11 protein-coding genes are annotated in these 17,574 nt (G+C 68.8%); 4 read left to right on the top strand and 7 right to left on the bottom strand.

What is annotated here, in order from left to right:
- Nucleotides 1–50 precede the first annotated feature (50 nt).
- From PLE19_07455 to PLE19_07470, 4 genes are all read right to left on the bottom strand, one after another.
- Nucleotides 51–818, bottom strand: coding sequence for a hypothetical protein (locus PLE19_07455; GenBank protein ID HPD14768.1), 768 nt, complete (start codon nt 816–818; stop codon nt 51–53).
- A gap of 81 nt (nt 819–899) precedes the next feature.
- Nucleotides 900–3,248 carry a HEAT repeat domain-containing protein gene (locus PLE19_07460; GenBank protein ID HPD14769.1) on the bottom strand — a complete coding sequence of 783 codons (2,349 nt, stop codon included), beginning with the start codon at nt 3,246–3,248 and terminating at the stop codon, nt 900–902.
- Between the two features lie 90 nt (nt 3,249–3,338).
- Nucleotides 3,339–6,668, bottom strand: a complete 3,330-nt coding sequence (locus PLE19_07465; protein ID HPD14770.1) for an autotransporter-associated beta strand repeat-containing protein — start codon at nt 6,666–6,668, stop codon at nt 3,339–3,341.
- A 190-nt stretch (nt 6,669–6,858) separates the two neighbouring features.
- Nucleotides 6,859–8,226: a Gfo/Idh/MocA family oxidoreductase gene (locus tag PLE19_07470; protein HPD14771.1), complete on the bottom strand. Its 1,368-nt coding sequence runs from the start codon at nt 8,224–8,226 to the stop codon at nt 6,859–6,861.
- A gap of 656 nt (nt 8,227–8,882) precedes the next feature.
- Here PLE19_07470 and PLE19_07475 point away from each other — a divergent pair.
- Together PLE19_07475 and PLE19_07480 are read left to right on the top strand one after the other, a co-directional pair.
- Entirely contained in the window at nt 8,883–10,118 is a 1,236-nt protein-coding gene (locus tag PLE19_07475; protein HPD14772.1) for a dienelactone hydrolase family protein, read from the top strand.
- Nucleotides 10,099–11,238 carry a hypothetical protein gene (locus PLE19_07480; protein ID HPD14773.1) on the top strand — a complete coding sequence of 380 codons (1,140 nt, stop codon included), beginning with the start codon at nt 10,099–10,101 and terminating at the stop codon, nt 11,236–11,238. Before PLE19_07475 ends, PLE19_07480 begins: the two co-directional genes overlap by 20 nt.
- A gap of 521 nt (nt 11,239–11,759) precedes the next feature.
- On the opposite strand, the gene PLE19_07485 is transcribed toward PLE19_07480, so the two are convergent.
- The 3 genes from PLE19_07485 to PLE19_07495 form a co-directional block, all read right to left on the bottom strand.
- Nucleotides 11,760–12,491, bottom strand: a complete 732-nt coding sequence (locus PLE19_07485) for a ThuA domain-containing protein (protein ID HPD14774.1) — start codon at nt 12,489–12,491, stop codon at nt 11,760–11,762.
- Between the two features lie 92 nt (nt 12,492–12,583).
- Nucleotides 12,584–13,597: a Gfo/Idh/MocA family oxidoreductase gene (locus PLE19_07490; GenBank protein ID HPD14775.1), complete on the bottom strand. Its 1,014-nt coding sequence runs from the start codon at nt 13,595–13,597 to the stop codon at nt 12,584–12,586.
- Nucleotides 13,598–13,609: 12 nt separating this feature from the next.
- Nucleotides 13,610–14,224: a macro domain-containing protein gene (locus PLE19_07495; protein HPD14776.1), complete on the bottom strand. Its 615-nt coding sequence runs from the start codon at nt 14,222–14,224 to the stop codon at nt 13,610–13,612.
- 150 nt (nt 14,225–14,374) lie between these two features.
- Here PLE19_07495 and PLE19_07500 point away from each other — a divergent pair, with 150 nt between their 5' ends.
- The gene (locus PLE19_07500; protein ID HPD14777.1) at nt 14,375–16,657 is read left to right on the top strand and encodes a pyruvate formate lyase family protein; all 2,283 of its coding nucleotides are present in this window, start codon (nt 14,375–14,377) and stop codon (nt 16,655–16,657) included.
- Nucleotides 16,654–17,574 (top strand): glycyl-radical enzyme activating protein, encoded by a 921-nt coding sequence (locus PLE19_07505; GenBank protein ID HPD14778.1) that lies wholly within the window; start codon nt 16,654–16,656, stop codon nt 17,572–17,574. The genes PLE19_07500 and PLE19_07505 overlap by 4 nt, the downstream gene beginning before the upstream one ends.

Here is a 17,574-nt window from a genome sequence, read left to right on the forward strand (position 1 = left end):
GGGCCGTCACGCCGCGGGCGCGCTGCCCTCGGGACGGTGCGCGACGAGGCTCAGTCTTCGCGAACTTCCAGGCCTCGAATGCGGCCATCCGCGGTCAGCCGCACATCGGCGCGAAGAGACTTGCCATCCGCCGTCTTGAGCTTCAATTCGAAGGCGACACGGACTTTATCGTTACGGGCCTCGGTCTGCTTTTCGACCTCAGCGATAGTGGCCCCGGGGCTGACGACATTGAGCAGCTCGGCGATCACCTTGGGCACATCCGCCGCGCCCGTGGGCGCCGTCAGGCGAGTGGACCGCAGGGCGCCTTCGGCGTCCAGGCCGACCTTGAGTTCGGCCTTCTGGTTGCCTGTGACTGTGAGTGGGATCTCGTACTCGCACTCGACCTTGCCGTTGTTGAACCGCGCTCGGCGCTCGCCTTCGCCTATCTTGCCCTCGGGGCAGAGCTTCTTCGCCGTCTCGATAACGACGGCCGGGAGATCGGCTTCGGCCACCGGCCCGTGCGCCTCGCTCTCTTCGAGCTTCGGGGCGCCCTCGGGCGTCGCGTCAATCTCAACCTTGTGGACCTTGCCGCTCTTCATGGCGACCTCGAGGTCGAAGTCAATCTCCTTCAGCTGCCCCTTGTCATCGCGGTCCGCCTCTTTCTTCGCCGCGGTGATCTTGCCTTCGGGGCAGAGCTTCGTCACCGCGTCGGCCACCGCAGCCGGCAGTTCCGTCACAGCAACCGGCTGCGCCCCCTTGTCCTCCGCTGCCTTAGCGCCGTCGCTCAGCGAGACCACCAGACCCAAGGCCAATGCGCCCATCACCCGGCACCTGCTCATGATGCCTGACCTCCTGCAACAAGTGTTTGCCTGCCTGCCCGTGGCGGCAGGCCCCGGAAACTCGCCGCGCCTGCTCGCGGCTCACGGCGTCGGCTTCGTCTCGACTTTGAGCTCGTGGATTGACCAGAAGAGCCCCTCGCTCTTGCCGGTCTGCATGATCTTGATGAAGCGGCCGAAGCCCGCCTTGAGGGGGATCTCGGTCACTGCGCCCTTGCCTTCGCCCTTGGCCACCGGCTGGCCCCAGGCCTTGCCGTCGCGCGAGAGGTAGACCTCGTAGCCGCGCGGGTAGTCGCCGCCCGAGCCTCTGGTGTCGAGCGTGACCTTCGTGACCACCTGCTCGACGGGCAGCTCGATGAGGAACCACTCGCCGCCGGCCATGGCCGCGCCGGTGTCCCAGCGGGTGTCGGCCTTGCCGTCGGTGGCGTTGCCGGCCTTGTCGGAGTTGTGCGAGGCCGAGACTCTCGCGGGGGCCTTCATCGCCTCGGTCACTTTCTTGATGGCGGCCTCGGCCTCGGCCTTGAGGGCCGCGTCGGCCGCGTAGGGCTCCAGGGCTTTGAGCACGGCCGGATGCCGCAGCTCGGCCATCATGGCGAGCACCTGCTTCTTCTCCTCGGCGCGCGTGGTGAGCTTCATCGCCTCATCATAGCGCTTCAGCACGTCCTCGATCGGCCGGTCGCTGGGCAAGGCAAGCATGCGCACGTAGCCGCGCAGGGCCAGCACGCGGTGGGTTTCGTTCTTGGTCTCCCGCACGGTCTTGAGCAGGTCGTCGGCAGGCGCGGCATCGGGCCAGTCGGCCAGGGTGCGCAGCGCGGCATCCTGCACAGAGGCGTCGGCATCGCCCACGGCGGCGCGGACGGCGGCCAGAGCCTTGTCGCCCCCGAAGCGGCCGAGGACGCGCAGGACGGCGGCCTTGCCGGCCGGCGTGGCCTTGGCGAGTGCGGCCACGAGGGCGTCGGCGCGTCCCGCCTCATCCTTGAGGTCGCGGGCCACCGTGAGCACGGCCCGTTCGGCGGCCTTGAGTGCCTCGTCGCCCTTGGCCCTCACGAGCAGCGCGACGAGGGCGGGGAAGGTCTTGTCGTTGGCCAGTTTGCCGATGGCGGTGAACGCCTCGCGGCGAACCCCCTCGTCTTCATCTTCGGCGCACCTGAGCAGTTCGGGCACCGTGTCCTCGGCGCGGCGCGCGGCGAGCGTCTTGATCAGCTCGGCGCGGCCCTTGGCGTCGGCCCTCTTCAGTTCGGCCAGGATGGCGGCGTTCACGCCGTCGCCCTTGAGGACGTTGAGCGAGGCGCGCGCGGCGTCGGCCTCGGGCGCCTTGTCGCCGGCGGCGGCCTTCACGAGCAGCGGCACCACGGCGGCATCGCCCAGCCCTGCAAGGGCCTGGAGAGCGGCTATCCGCACCCGCTCGTCCTGGTGCGAAGTCGCGGCGACCACGGCAGGAGTGGCCGCCCTGTCGCCTCGCGTGGCCAGGGCTTCGAGCACGAGCGCCTGGGCAGCGGGCGCGAGCTTGGGCAGTTCCGCGGCGAACGCCTTGGTGGCCTCGGCGCCCGGCACGTCGCGGATGAACGACACGGCCACGCCCTGCATCGCGGGATCGCCGCTCTGGAGCGGTTTGAGGATGAGGGCGATAGCGTCGGCCCCGCCCACGGCCACCAGGCCGCGCAGAGCGGCGGCTCGGACGCTCTTCGGCTCCTTGTCGCTATAGAGCGGCTCGTAGATCGCCTTTGCCTTGTCCTTCTGGCCCGCGGCAAGATAGGCGTCGGCGCAGCGCAGCCAGCCGTCGGTCACCGTCTGGAGCATCGCACCGCTGGCGCCCGCCCGGGCCGCGGCCAGGGCCTTCGCTGCGTCGTCCCCTGCGATCTTGCCGAGGGCGCGGGCAGCGGCCAGAGCGACGGCGGCATCCGCGTCCTTGAGCAGCTTGACGAGCGCGGAGACTGCCTCGGCATCGCGGCGTTCGCCCACGGAGTTGACAATGCCCACCAGCGTGGCGCCCTTCGTCGTCGCGAGCGCATCACGCAGTGCCTTGCCTGCCTCGGGGCAGGGCATCGGCTGAAGCGCATAGCGGGCCATGTGCGAGAGCTGCTCGTCGGGGAGCAGCGTGGCCAGGGCAGGCACGCTGGCCGCGGTGCCCATCATCATGAGTTGGCGGCACGCGAAGCTGCGCGCGTCGGGGCTGGCTTGCTTGTCTGCCACGAGCGCCGCGAGGTGCTTCTCCAGCTCCCTGCGCAGCGCGGGGTCGCCCAGCGACTCGACCGCCTTGTTGGCGATGGCCTGGAACTCGCCGGTCGCCTCGCCCACCTTGGCCGTACGGATCTTCTGGAAAAGCGCAGGATCCGCCCCGACGGCCTCGCCGCCCACGGCGAGCCACGCTCCGCCAGTCACCCAGCCCATAGCTAACAGGCACGCAAACAATGACGGCATCCGGCGACGCATGAGAGCCTCCTAGCGGCACGGAGTGGAGTTGGGGCACGACAGACAGAATAGCCAAAGCGGGGCAGGAGTCAAGCGGCGTTCGGCCGGGAATCACCCACCTCGCCGACCTCGGCGACGCAGGAGGGCCAGGCCGCCGAGCGCAAGCAGCGTGAGCGTGGCCGGTTCGGGCGAGACGGCGAGGCGCAAGGCCTGCGAGCCGTCGGGCAACTCCACGATGCTCGGCCACCAGATCGGCCCGCCCTGGGCGTCGGCGAAGTCGAAGGTCACCGCCCCGAAGCCCGAGATGCCCCCGGTGGCCGTCAGCACGTCGAAGTAGTCGCCCGGCTGCGGCACAAAGCCGCTCACGAGGTCCACGTTAATCACCCCGCCCAGGACGGCGGTGCCGGGCATGCCGACGACCTCGATCCAGTCGTAGGTGGTGCCCTGGCCCGTGCCGCCCAGTTCGGCGAGCATCGTGCCGCTCTGGACGTAGCTGCCATCCACCAGGAGATGGCCTGGGGTGTTGCCTGCCGAGATGAGCGACCCGAGCGCCACGTCGAGGTTGCCGATCACCGCGCCGTTCCCCGTGAGCGTCTGGCCGGCGGCCAGGGCGTAGACGCCGCCGGCGACCGCCGAGACATCGAAGAAGGCGTCCACGTGGATGATCGAGCTGCCGGCCAGCGAGCCATTGCCAGTGATGGCCAGCGTGCCGCCCGAGATGATTGTGGCGCCGGCATAGGTGCTGGCCGCGCTCAGAACCAGGGTGCCGGCTCCTGTCTTGGTGAGTCCGCCGTTGCGGATCACGGGCGTGATGCTGGTGGTGCCGCTGAGAATATCGAAGACGCGGGTCGCCCCCATGAGGTCGAGGAAGCGCGGGCCGCTGGTGTTGGGGTTCAGGATACTGTTGCTTCCCGTGCCGGTGAAGTCGCCCGCCAGGTTGACCAGAGCGGTGGGCGCGCCGCCGAGCTGGCCGAGTTGCAGGGTGGCGCCGTTCATCGTGAGGCCGCCGGCGCCGATGTGCAGAGTCGTGTCGCCGCTATTGGCGCCCAGCCGCAGATTGCTGGCGCCGCTCAGGCTCATTGCGTTAGCCGTGAGGGAGGCGCCGCTGTTCACGTCGTGCAGGATGCCTGCGGTGATGGTCAGCACCCCATTGACTGTGAGGTTGCTGAGAACGGAGGCGCCTGTCGAGTTGATGGTGACGTCGTCCACCGTCTCGGCGTTGCCTTGGGTGGTGAAGATGGCCGAGCCGTTGACCATGATGTCGGCGGTGTTCGGGATCTGGTGGGCGGCAGCGAGGCTGAGGGTGCCGGCGTTGACCAGGATGTTGCCGCCCACGGCATTGACGCCGGCCGACTTCTGGAGCGTCAGCACGCCGCCGGCCACGGTGGTCAGGCCACCGTAGGTGTTGGCCGCCGAGCCTCCGAGGGTCAGGGAGCCGCTTCCCTGTTTGGTGAGCGCGAGGCCCGCGCCGCTGAGCACGCCGCCATATGAGTAGTTGGCCGAGTTGTTGACCGTGAGCGTGGCCGCCGTGGCGCTGGTGATCGCCTTCGTGCCGCCGGTGCTGTTGAAGGCCAGGCCCGATACGGTCTGGCTGTTGCCATTGAGGTCGAGCGTGGCGCTGTTCGTGTCGCCCTGCCCCATCGTGAGCAGTGTGGTGCTGGGCAGCACATTGGCGGCGCCCATGCGCAGGGTGCCGACCGAGACCTGGGTGTTGCCCCAAACGTAGGACTCGCCCGCCGCGCCCACGACCCAGGTGCTGTTGTCCGTCTTGTTCAGGACGGCGTTCGGCGCGTTGATGCTGCCGGCGATCGTCCCTGTTCCTCCGCCCCCCCGCACGAAGATCGTGCCGGTGAAGCCGCCGAGGCCGGCGCTCAGATCGCCGTTGATCCTGAAGGTTCCGCTCTCCACGTAGAGCTGGTCCAGGCCATTGCCATTCAGGATGACGTCGCCGTTCCACACGTTGTTGCCGCTGCTGCTGCGGAGCGCCGTGCGGTAGTTGCTGGCGTTGTTCGAATTGAGCGTCACCGCGACGCCGTTCACCGTGATGTTGTTCTGAAGCTCGAGTTGCGTGCCGGTGCCGCCGGCCACGGTCGTGTTGAGCACCGTGACGCCCGACGAGCCACTCAGCGCGTTCGAGTTGGTCAACCGGAGCGCGCCGGCGTTCACCGTCGTCGCGCCCGAGTAGGTGTTCGCGCCCGAGAGGATGAGGGTGCCGGAGCCCGCCTTGGTGAGGCCGCCCGTGCCGGAGAGGGTGCCGGCGAAGGTCGTGCTCGAGTTGTCGCCGCCGGCCGTGAGGGTGCCTCCGCCCAGGTACACGTTCGTGCCGGCCACGCCGGCCAGCGAGCCAATCGTCTGGCTGATCCCGTTGAGATCCAGCGCAGCGCCCGCCGCGGACAGCGTCACGGCCGTGCCCGTGGGCAGATACGTCACGTCGGGGTCGTAGAACTGGAAACTCGCCCCGCCGTAGCGGTAGGCAGGGCCGCCGTCCACATTCGTCGGGTAGGTGTTCCCCGGGGGATTCCCATAGCGGCTGGTGCCGATGAAGGTGAGATTGGCGGCTGGCCCTCCATCCACCGGCCCCGCGCTCATAGCGACGCTCATCGTATTGTAGTTCGGGTCCACGTTGTAGCTGTCGCCCCAGACGGTGTAGTTGCCCGGGGCGAGAACGACGGGCGTTGCCAGGGGCACGAAGCGGTAGCCGTAGCTGAGCGCCGCGCCGGTGCCGGCGGGCACGACCGCCGCGGCATAGGTGGTGCCGCCGCCCACCGAGGTGATGTACACGTTGTGGGCAGCCGTGAGCCCATTCACTCCGGCATCGTAGAAGCCCAGGTGCGTGACAGTGATCGGCTGGCCGGCGGCCACCGTGAAGTCGTAGCCCAGCGAGCCGCCCCAGGCCTGGTTCGACGTGGTGTTGTTCGTGATGAGATAGGCCTGGTTCCCAATCCGCAACGTGCCGGCCGACACGATGGTCGCGCCCGTGTACGTGTTGTTGCCCGCGAGGGTGAGCGTGCCGGCGCCGCTCTTCGTGAAGCCGGTGCCCGCCAACGGCGCGGCGAGCGTGGCGTTGACGTTGGCCGCGATGGTGGGCGAGCCCGAGAGCGTGAGCGTGTTGCCGACGCCCGCGATCACATAGTTGCCGGCGCCGGGCGCGTTGAACGTGATGTTGCCCGCGGTGATGGCAGAGCCGAGCGTGACAGTGCCGGCCACGCCCGACGCCGCGCCGAAGATCGCCTGGTCGGGCGTGGCGTTGTTCCAGGTCGCGTTGGCCGCACCCGTCCACCAGTTCGCGTTCGCGGTGTCCCAGATACCGCCCCCGTCCTGCGCGCCAACGGAGCCGGTGTCGGCGTCCCAAGTCAGGAGCGTGGCGTGTGCAGGGAGGACGATGGCGGCGAGCACGAGAGCCAGACGGGCTGCGCCGAGTCTCCTGTGGCTTCGCACCATGGTCGTTCGGTCCTCAATTGACCGGGGCAAGGAGGCGGCAACAGCGTCTGTCACAGTACATGCGGGCTGCGTTCCTGTCAAGCGGCATTCGCACGAGGCATGGGGCAGCCCGGGGCTGCGCCGCGGCGGCGCCGTACCGCTGAGCGCCCCATGACGCAGGAACCCCTCGGACCGCCTGTAGGAAGCACCCTTAGAGCGTCCAGCCTTTCCGGTACTCGCGGGCGATGTACTGGTTGGCCTCGGGGACGTTGGTGACCTTCATCTGCTCGGCATCCCAGACCACCTTCTTGCCTGTGCGGATGGCCAGATTGCCCAGGAGCACCATCTCGGTGAGGGGGCCCGCGTAGTCGGCGAAGTTGGCGCCCGCCGGCTCACCGCCCTTGCAGGCGCGGAGCCACTCCTGGTAGTGGCCGGGCGACCGCGGGATGCTCTTCGCGGGGAGGCTGCTCTTGAGCTCCTGGAACTTGGCCTCCGGCACGATCCGGGCGCCATCGGCGTAGACGCCCGCCAGAATCGTCGCCTTGTCCCCAATGATGAGCTGGCCGCCGATCCCGCCCGGCAGCTTGCGGTCCGGCTCCATGTCCTTGGGTCGAGGCACCTCCAGCTCCTTCGGCCGGCTCTTGTCCTCGTAACCGTCGTTCCACACGACCTTTACGGGCGCCATGTTGCCACGCGCGGGATAGTGGAAGGTGATCTGCGACCACTTGGGCGCCGTCTCGTTGTTGACCGGCGAGCTCACGGCCTCCATCTCCAGGGTCTTGGCCTCGCCGAGCTTGAGCGCCCAGAAGGCCGCATCCATCGCGTGGCACGCGATGTCGCCGAGCGCGCCCGACCCGAAGTCCCACCACCCGCGCCAGGCGAAGGGGTGATAGGCGGGGTGGTAGGGCCGCTCGGGGGCGGGGCCGAGCCACAGATTCCAGTCGAGATGGGCGGGCACCTGGGGTGTATCCTTCGGCCTGTCAATGCCTTGCGGCCAGATGGGGCGGTTGGTCCAATAGTGCACCTCGCGCACCTGCCCCAGCACGCCGCCCCACACCCACTCGCAGATGAGGCGGATCTGCTCGGAGGAGTGCCCCTGGATCCCCATGAGGGTGGCGACCTTGGAGGCCTTGGCCTGCCTGGTGAGCTCGCGGGCCTCGAAGATCGAGTGGGTGAGCGGCTTCTGGCAGAAGACGTGCTTGCCCATCTTCATCGCCATCATCGAGGCCGGGGCGTGAACGTGGTCGGCCGTGGAAACCGTCACCGCGTCAATCTGCTTGTCCAGCTCCTGGAGCATGACGCGGAAGTCCTTGAACTTCTTCGCGTTCGGGTGCGCCTTGAACGAGCCCTCGCCCTTCTTCTCGTCCACGTCGCACAAGGCCACGATGTTCTCGCTCGACACGCCGGCCACATCGCCGCCGCCCTTGCCGCCCACGCCGATGCAGGCGATGTTCAGCTTGTCGCTGGCCGCCTGCTTGCCCTCGCCGCCCAGCACGTCGCGGGACACGAACGTGAAGGCGAAGGCCGATGTGGCCGCTCCGCCCAGAAAGACCCGACGCGAGACGCAACTGCTCTTCAAGTCCAGGGCTCCTTCGCTCCAGAGGAAACGGTGCACGTGATCCTAGATTCTACAGAACTTCGCCCGGCGCCGCAAGCAGGTCTGCCTGTTGCGGGCAGGACCGCTGTCGGCGAACGCCCCGCCTCCATGCTCATCCGCGACGCGCTCTACCACACCCATCACACGTGATACAGCATGGCGCTTTGGCGATCCGGGGGCTTCCGGGGCCGCTATTGCCATGCTGTATCACTTTCCCCCCCCACAGGGATGATACAGCATGGTGAACAGGTTGCAGGAATCCCCCACATGGGCGCCCGCGTGCCCCGCCTCCCGAGACGACACACGTCCTGGCTCCCGAGGGCACCCGGGAAGGCGCCACGCCCGCGCCACACTCCAGCGGCGCCTGTGTGCTTCCCCACGCTCGCTCACAACCCAGGCCGCAGCCCATCCTGTATTGCCACAGGTGGCGATGAGCGACTCGCCTGTCGAAGCCGACCGCAACTGCGCCGCTTGCCGTGTCTTGCGTAGCCGCGAGCGTCCCGCGTGCGATGGTTCTCGACACGCGAGACTCTCGTCGCTGCACGGGAAAATGCAGGCTGATTCGCGGCCGGAGTAGTCCTTGCACGCAGAGGCACAACCGGTACAATGGGGGTCAGAAAGGAGAACCCGCTGCCGTGATGCAAGCTCTCGCCGCACTCACCCTGGCGCTGGCCACCGTGTCCTACTCGGCAGCGCTGGCCGGCGCGCCTCCGGCCGACACGCCCCGGAAACTCAAGGCCGACCCCGGCCAGGAATACTTCCTCTACCTGCCCAAGAACCACGACCCCAAGGCACCCGCCTGGCTGCTCGTGGCGGTGCATGCCGCCAACGGCGACGGCGCCGGCGCGCTTGGGCTCAGCAAGATCGCCGACGAGGGGGGCGGCATCGTGCTGGCCCCGACCTTCAAGGGGGACTTCCAGGACCCTGCCAAAGGGGCCGGCAGCAAGCTCAAGGCCATCCTCAAAGAGGTCCAGGCCGACTTCCGCCTCCAGCCCAAGATCGTCCTCGTCGGCTTTGCCGAGGGTGCCGCCTTCGCCCACCGCTACGCGCTCGACAACGCCGCCTCCGTCCTCGGCTGTGCCGCGCACTCGCCCGACAAGTGGGACGACCCCAGCCCTCGAGCCCGCTCCGTCGCCTTCCTCGTGACGTGCGGGCTGGACGACAAGACGCCCAACCGCATCGCCGAAGCCCAGAAGTTCGCCAAAGCCGCCCAGGACAGGAAGTTCGAGGTCCAGACCCTCTGGCTCAAGGGCGTGGCCCACACCTTCGACGCCCGGGCGCGCGACAAGACCAAGGACTTCTTCTACAAGCTCACCACCGGGATGAACGCCTGGGAACGCACCAAGGCCCGCTCGTGCGTGGCCAAGGCCGACGCCGCCCTCAAGGCCGGCAAGTTCGGCGAGGCCTACGCCGCGGCCAAGGAACTCCTCGACCTCAAGCCCAGCGACGACTACGTCGCCAGGGCCAACGCCGTGCTTCAGCAGGTCGCCGATGCCGGCAAAGAGCGCCTCGCCAAGCTCGACGAGCAGGCCAAGGCGCAGCCCGACGCCGCGGCCGCCGCCTACGAGAAGCTCCGCGAGCAGTTCCTCGGCACCCCCATCGCCGCGGCCGTCGCCGAGCGCCTCGACGCCCTCGCCAACAGGCCGCAGGACCAGCCGAAGCCTAAGGTGACCGAGAAGGCCGAGGCCCCTCCCGAGCCCAACCCCGCCAAGATGCGCAACGACTGCCGCGCCTGGCTCGCCCTGGCCAACAACTTCATCGCCAACAACAAGACACCCGAGGCGCGCGCCCTCCTCCAGAAGATCATCAGCACCTATCCCGACAGCGTCTTCGCCGAACAGGCCAAGGCCAAGCTTGAGCAACTCGGTCCATGAGCACCTGACGACCTATGAGCCGCGCGAGGCGTCGGGCTTCCGCCCCGAGCGCATCGTGCTCACGCGCGGCGCGCTCGGCACCGCGCCGCGCCGGGCCTGGGTCGAGCGACTCCTCACAGTCTACCCCGACGCCGAGCGCCTCGATGTCCTCGACCGCACCCACATGCAAGTCGGGGGCCTCCTGCCCCGGGGCGACGCCGCCCGCCGCGCGGCCGGCCGCCGCATCCTCGTCGTCGGCACCATCGCCTCGCCGCTGCGCCAGTCGCGCGAGCGCGGCATCGTCTGCCCCAACTACCTGCACGTTTCGCCCACGGCCTATTGCTCCTACGCCTGTGCCTACTGTTACCTCGCCGGCTCGTGCTCCACGGTGGTGGCGCCCGTGGCCAAGGTCTTCGTGAACCTGGAGGACGCCCTGGCCGCCGTCGCCCGCCGCGCGCGACACCTCGCCGAGCCGACCAGCTTCTACATCGGCAAGCTCCAGGACGCCCTCGCCCTCGACCCGCTGACGGGCTTCAGCCGCGTGCTCGTGCCCTTCTTCGCCGAGCAGCCCCTCGCACGGCTCGTGATGCTCACGAAGAGCGACTGCGTGGAGAACCTGCTCGCCGTGGCCCACCGCGGCCATTCGGTCGTGTCGTGGAGCGTGAACCCCGAGGCCGTGTGCGATGAGTTCGAGGCGGGCGCACCCTCGCTCGACCGCCGGCTCGATGCGGCCCGCCGGTGTCAGCAGGCGGGCTATCTCGTTCGCTTCCTTGTCATGCCCATCCTGCCCGTGGAGGGCTGGCGGCAACACTACTCTCAGCTTGTCGAGGCGATCTTCGCGGCGACGCGGCCTGACCGCATCACCCTGGGCGGCATATGCAGCTACGGCACGGCCCTGCGCCTCACGGCCGGAGCGCTGGGCAGCGACAACCTGATCGCCCGCCACCTCGCCCCGACGCCCTCGCCCGACGGACGCCGCCGCTTTCCCCGCGAGCTGCGGGCGGAACTCTACCGCCACATCCTCGGCGAGATTCGCTGCCACGCGCCCGAGATGCCCGTCGCTCTGTGCCTTGAAGAGCGAGAGGCGTGGGAGGCGTGCGGACTGAACCCCGAACGGCCGGCGTGCAACTGTGTGTGGTGATGCAACCGTGATACGTGATACGTGATGCGTGATACGCGATGCGTAATGCGTGATGCCTGATGCCTGATGCGTGATGCGTGATGCGTGATGCGTACTGCGTGAGAAGAGAAGGCGGGCATATCCTGGCCTTCTTCCGGCCTCTCACGCATCACGTATCACGCATCCTTCGGATCCGTCCCGCGCCCCCCAAAGCCCGGCATGCCGAGCGAAGTCGAAGCACCTCTCTCGGGATTGCGGAGCAGCGGGATTCCTCGGCTACGCTCCTCTCGGAATGACCGAGTTGGGCGCCCTCTCCTGGCTCGGCGGACGCGCCGCGCGTCGTCTCTCACGTATCACGTTCGACGCATCACGTCCCTATCGAGTTCATCAGCAGCCCATAGAGAGGATCGCGTCCGCGGGTGATGCAGACTGCTTGCGGGGCATGGCCACCCCGGGCGGCGAGCCCGGCAAGCCCAAAGCGGCGCTCCGCGCATGCGGGACGCCTTCTCTTCATCACGCGTCACGGGTCGCGCGTCAGGGACTCACTTCTTCTCGGGCGCAGGCTCGGGGGCCGGCGGGTCCTTCGGCTCGCGGCCGACGGCCCAGTAGAGGCCCCGAATGACGAGGCGCTGGAAGGAGGGGTTCACCCAAGCCTCGCGGCCGTGGCCGAGGCTCGTGTAGAACACGCGGCCCTTGCCGTACTCGTGGCACCAGCCCATGCTCTGCTGCTCGTTGCCGCGGTCAATCTTCACCAGCGAGTGCGGCTCGAAGCCTTTGGCGTAGTTGTGGCTGTACGTCTCGTCCTGGATTTCGAAGTCCTCGAGCCCCTTGGTGATCACGTGCTCCTTGTCCACGATGCGGGTCCAGAACTTGCCTCCGCCGTGCCCCTTGAAGCGGCCGCCGATCATCTGCCAGTAGGCCTCGGAGTTCTTGAAGGAGTCGGTCGCCGAGTGGATGCCGGCGAAGGCGCCGCCGCCCTTGACGAACTCGATCAGGCCCTTCTCCTGCTCGGGGTCCTTGAAGTTGAGGCCCGAGCCGTAGAAGAGGATCAGGTTGTACTTCTTGATGTTGTCGGCCTTCAACTCGTCCATGTCGTTCGAGGCGGTGATCTCGAAGTCGCCCAGCTTCTCCAGGATCGGCTGGAGGATGGCGAAGTTGCCCTTCCAGTCGTGACCGCCGCCCTGGAGGAAGAAGAGCTTGATCTTCTCGCCGCCCTGTGCGTTGAGGCCGAAGGCCGCCAGGGCCAGCACGCCCAGCATCCATCGCCGCGTCATTCCGTGTCTCCTTCTCTGTGCCCACATCCACGTCCACGAACACGCTGGTGAGTCTACGACCGCGGGCCGGGGGTGTCAAGTCATCGGGCCGGTCACCACTGGTTCCTCACGGCCACGGGCTTGCCCGTGGCGGCGGATTGGACGGCGGCGAGGCAGGTGGCCACGGTGCGGGCGCCCTCGCGCTCGTCGAGTTCCACCTCGGTGTCGTCGAGGATGGCGCGGGCCAGGGCGTCCATCTCGGCGCGCTTGTTGTGGCTCGCAATGTCCACGGGCACCGATGCGAAACGCTGGTGGCCGAACGCCTTCTCGCTGGCGACCTGAATCTCGGGCGAGGTGTTGTCGGCGATGATTGTGCCCTTCGTGCCGTAGAAGACGCTGCGCATGGTGTAGGGGCGCTTGACGCCGATGCCGCAGAAGACCTTGCCCAGCACGCCGCCGCGGGCGAACTTCATCGCGGCGATGGTGCAGTCGTCCACAGGCCAATCGGTGAGCACCTTGCGATTGGCGTAGGCGAACACCTCCGCCACGTCGCCGCCGATCCAGCGGAGCAGGTCCACCGCGTGGCAGGCGCCGCCGAGGAACGGGTGCCGCAGGCGCACGGGGTCCACGCGCCAGCCGCCCACACCTTTGATGTGCGTGTAATCGTGGGCGTATTCGGATTCGAGGAAGAACAGGTCGCCGATCAGCCCCTCGGCGATAAGGCGTTTCGCCATGGCGAAGCCGGGCGCGAAGCGGCACACCTGGCCGACGAGGAACTTGCCGCCCGTCTCGTCGGCCGTGCGCACGAGAAGGTCGCACTCTTCGAGTGTCATCACCATCGGCTTCTCGCACAGGACGTGCTTGCCGGCTCGGAGGGCGGCGCAGGCCTGCTCGCAGTGCCACTGGTCGGGCGACGCAACGAAGATGATGTCTATCTCGGGGCAATTCACCAGGTCGCGGTAGTCGGTGGAAGCCACCTTTGCTCCGCACTCGCGAGCGACGGTGCGCAGGAGCGCCTCGTCGGTGTCGCACACGCCATGGGTCTCGACGAGCGAGCTGCCCTCCCACTGGCGCGGGTGGCCGGCGCGGAGGCCGATGGTGCCGACTTTGAGCCGTCTCATGGACATGGGCGTCTCCTGTCAGCGGCCGTAGCCGAGCGACCGGTGGCGGTTGCGGCGGCGGTTGGGGGCCTCGGTGCGGGGCAGGCGGCGCTCGCCCGGGCCGCCGTGGGGGTGCTCGACCTCCTCGTCCTCGGTGTGGCGGGCCTTGCGCAGGGCCTCGTAGAGCCGCTTGTCCACGTCAACCAGCACTACGTGGCGGAGCGTGGCCGTCCTCGTTGCCGCGATGGCGTCGAGCATCGCGCGGGCGGCGTCGGCGGGCGATACCTTGCCCATGCGCACGCCGAGGTCGGGAATGGCCAGGCTCTCGCAGCCGAGGCGGTCGGCGCACTCGATGGCCGCCTTCGTCGCTTCGGCGATGTTCTCGGGCGGAATGCGCTGGCGGGGCCGCCGCATCGAAACCGCGTGAATCACGTGGCGGAAGGGCAACGAGCCGGCCGTCGTCGCCACCGCCATCCCCACGGGGATGGGCGCCTCGGCGATGGCCGCGTCCTCGATGGCCTGGCCGCCCGCGCGGCGGATGGCCAGCGACACTCCCTCCGCCATCGCGCCCGTGGTATTGGCGGGGTTCACGATGGCCGCGGCCTTGACCCGCGTAATGTCGCCCTTGCGGATGTCCACGGAGATCCGACTCATGCGCGGCTCCTTGCGCCTGCTCTATGCTGCCAACATTCCGGGCGGCTGTCAAGGAAAGGCGAGCCGGCGGTTGACTCGCACCGTGCGCGCGATGTAAGCTCTGGGGGGTTACCGAATGCCGCTCCCGGCAATCAAGAGATGGCTGTCGGCATGGCAACAACTGTGGCGACCTGTGGCGAGTTGGCGGCGGCGACTCGCGAACTGCGGGAAGAGGTGCGGCGAGACGCGGCCTCGTTCTCGGAGCGATTGCTGCTCGTGGCCGAGGCGTTCCGCGAGAGCGAGGGCGAGGTCTATCGCGGGATGCGGACGGCGAAGGCGACCCGCCGCATCTTCGAGAAGATGCCGATCAAGATCCGCCGCGGCGAAATCCTGGTGGGCTGGCACCCCAACAGCCGCCCCGATGAGGTGACGAAGAAGGCGATCCAGGATGCCGCCGCCTATCTCCGCACGCAGACGTACTGGGTCTGGGCGTCTGAGGGCCACATGGCGCCCGACTACCCGACGCTGCTCCGCGACGGCATCGGGGGCACGCTCCGCCGCATCGAGGAGCTTCGTCTCCGTCTCGAACACCTCGACCTGGCGACGCCCCAGAGACAGGCATTCTACGATTCCGCCCGCCTGTCGCTCGAAGCCCTCCAGCACCTCATCCGCCGCTACGCCGACCTCGCCCGCCACCTGGCGGAGGGAGCGGGCGATGGGGGGACTGTCGCGCTTTCGCGCGAAAGCGCGACAGTTCGACAGCTCGGCCCGCGGGACGGGGACGTCCCGCCCGCAACTCCTCCCACCACCGAGCGGTGGTGGGCGGAGGAACTGCGGACAATTGCCGCGGTCTGCGACCACATCGCCTACGAGCCGCCCCGCACGTTCCGCGAGGCGCTCCAACTGGTGTGGTTCCTCTACCTCGCCGTGTGCCTGGAGGCCAGCGAGAGCCACCACTGCTTCGGCCCCGGCCGCCCCGACCAGTATCTCCTCCCCTACTACCTCCGCGACCGCGAGGCGGGCATCCTGGACGACGCCACGCTCGAGGCCCTCCTCGACCAGCTCTTCATCAAGTGCAACGAGTTCGAGGGGCGGGGAATGTCCGCCGTCATCCTCGTCCTCGGCGGCCGCAAGCCCGACGGCTCGGACGCCACGAACGAGCTCTCCTACAGGTTCCTCGAGGCCTGCGGCCGCGTGCGAATGTATTTCCCCGGCTGCGACATCTCGTGGCATCGCGGCATGGACGCCGAGTTCCTGCGCTGCTGCGTCGCCCTCCTGCGCAACGGCAACGGCCAGCCGGCCTTCTTCAACGACGAGGTGATCGTCCGCGGCCTCGTCCGCAAGGGCATCCCCTTCGAGCACGCAGTGGACCATCTGCCGAGCACGTGCACGGAGACCTCCATCGCCGGCCGCACCAACCCCTGGGTCGCACACCCCTACGTCAACATCGCCCAATCGCTCCTCCACGCCCTCTTCGACGGCCAGGCGCCCGGCACGAACGAGCCCAGCCGTCCCCGCACAGGCCTGCCGCAGACGTTCGCCGAACTGCGGGACGCCTTCGTCCGCCAGCTCGAGTACGACGCCCACCAGGCCGTGGCCCGCGTGCTCCGCGACCAGTGGCACGCCTCGATGTACCGCCTCTTCCCCCTGCTGTCGTGCTTCATCCAGGGCTGCCTGGAGCGCGGGCGCGACATCGCCCAGGGCGGCTGCCTCTACACCTTCCTCCAACCCGAGGCGGTCGGCACATCGAACGTCGTGGACGGCCTGGCGGCGGTGAAGGTGCTGGTGCAGGACGAGAAGCGCTTCACCCTCGACGACTTCCGAGCGGCCATCTGCGCGAACTTCGCGGGCCACGAGGGCCTTCGCCGCGCCATCGTCCGCGAATGCCCGAAGCACGGCAACGACGTGCCGTGGGTCAACCAGCTCTTCGCCGACGTGGCCGGCGCCTGGTGCACCTATCTCGAGGGCCACACCAGCCTCTTCGGCGGCCCGGTGCTCCCCGGCTTCCTCGGCTGGACCGTGTGGATACACTTCGGCGAGCAGACGGCAGCCACGCCCGACGGGCGCCTCGCCGGCCAGCCGCTCGCGCACTCGCTCGCCCATCGCAGCGGCGTGAGGGTCAAGGGCTTCCCCTCGCTCGTCCTGTCGGCCTCGGGCTTCGACCAGTCGCGTGGACTCGGCGGCATCACGTTCAACGTCCGCTTCGGCGCCAACTCGCTCGCTGCCGAGGGCGGCGTCGAGCGGCTCAAGGCGATGATCGAGGCGGCGATGGACCTCGGCACCTATCAGGTGCAGGTGGACCTGGCGAGCAGCGAGGTCCTGCGCGACGCCCAGGCGCACCCCGAGAACCACGCGGACCTGCTCGTCCGCATCGGCGGCTACCTGGTGCCCTTCACCCTCCTGCCCCCCAAAGCCCAGGAGGACATCCTCGCCCGCACCGAGCTGGAACTGTGACCGACACCGCTGCCCTTCGCTCCCAACGCGGCCTGATCTTCGCACTGGACCAGACGGCCACGCACGACGGCCCGGGGCTGCGGATGACGGTGTACTTCAAGGGCTGCCCGCTGCGGTGCGTGTGGTGCCACAGCCCCGAATCCATCGCCCCCAAGCCCGAGATCGCCTGGTATGAGGCCCGCTGCCGAAGGTGCGGAGCTTGCGCCAGCCTGTGCGCCGCGAGGCTGCCACCCTGGTTCGAACAGATGCCCGAGCATCGGGCCCGCTGCCGCCAATGCGGCGAGTGCATCGCGACGTGTCCCGCCGAGGCGCTGGAACTGAAGGGGGATGAGACCACGGCGGGCGAGGTGGCCGACGCAGCGGAACGGCTCAAGCCCTTCTTCGACCGCAGCGGCGGCGGGATCACGCTCACCGGCGGCGAGCCGACGCTTCAGGCCGATTTCGCCGTCGCCGTTGCCACGCTCTGCCGCGGGCGCGGCGTCCACGTGGCCGTCGAGACCTGCGGCGGCACGGCCTGGGAACGCCTTGCCCGCCTGGCCGATGTGACCGACCTCTTTCTCTACGACCTCAAGGACGCCGACCCCGCCCGCCACAGGTGCAACGTCGGCGTCGAGCTGGCCCCCCTCGCCGACAATCTCCGCCGCCTCCTCGCCCGTGGCGCAGACGTGATCGTTCGCGTGCCGCTCATCCCCGGCTGCAATGACTCGCCCGCCGACGTGGCGGCCATCGCCCGGCTTGCGCGCGGCTGCGGTGCGCGGCGCCTGACGCTCCTGCCGTTCAACCCCGCGGCCTCGGGCAAGTACTCGTGGCTCCGCCGCCCCTATCCTCTGCCCCAGGCCAAGCCGCAAAGCACCGACGAAGTGCGCCGCCTGGAGGCCGTCGTGGCCCGCGAGGGGCTTGCGGTGGTTGCGCCATAG

It is taken from the genome of Planctomycetota bacterium (assembly GCA_035384565.1).
Classification (GTDB): Bacteria; Planctomycetota; PUPC01; order DSUN01; family DSUN01; genus DAOOIT01.

What these genes read in the sequence shown, in the direction of transcription:
- PLE19_07460 (HPD14769.1), bottom strand. Translation starts at nt 3,248, where the DNA reads ATGCGTCGCCGGATGCCGTCATTGTTTGCGTGCCTGTTAGCTATGGGC.
- PLE19_07500 (HPD14777.1), top strand. Translation starts at nt 14,375, where the DNA reads ATGGCAACAACTGTGGCGACCTGTGGCGAGTTGGCGGCGGCGACTCGC.
- PLE19_07475 (HPD14772.1), top strand. Translation starts at nt 8,883, where the DNA reads ATGCAAGCTCTCGCCGCACTCACCCTGGCGCTGGCCACCGTGTCCTAC.
- PLE19_07485 (HPD14774.1), bottom strand. Translation starts at nt 12,491, where the DNA reads ATGACGCGGCGATGGATGCTGGGCGTGCTGGCCCTGGCGGCCTTCGGC.
- PLE19_07490 (HPD14775.1), bottom strand. Translation starts at nt 13,597, where the DNA reads ATGTCCATGAGACGGCTCAAAGTCGGCACCATCGGCCTCCGCGCCGGC.
- PLE19_07455 (HPD14768.1), bottom strand. Translation starts at nt 818, where the DNA reads ATGAGCAGGTGCCGGGTGATGGGCGCATTGGCCTTGGGTCTGGTGGTC.
- PLE19_07495 (HPD14776.1), bottom strand. Translation starts at nt 14,224, where the DNA reads ATGAGTCGGATCTCCGTGGACATCCGCAAGGGCGACATTACGCGGGTC.
- PLE19_07465 (HPD14770.1), bottom strand. Translation starts at nt 6,668, where the DNA reads ATGGTGCGAAGCCACAGGAGACTCGGCGCAGCCCGTCTGGCTCTCGTG.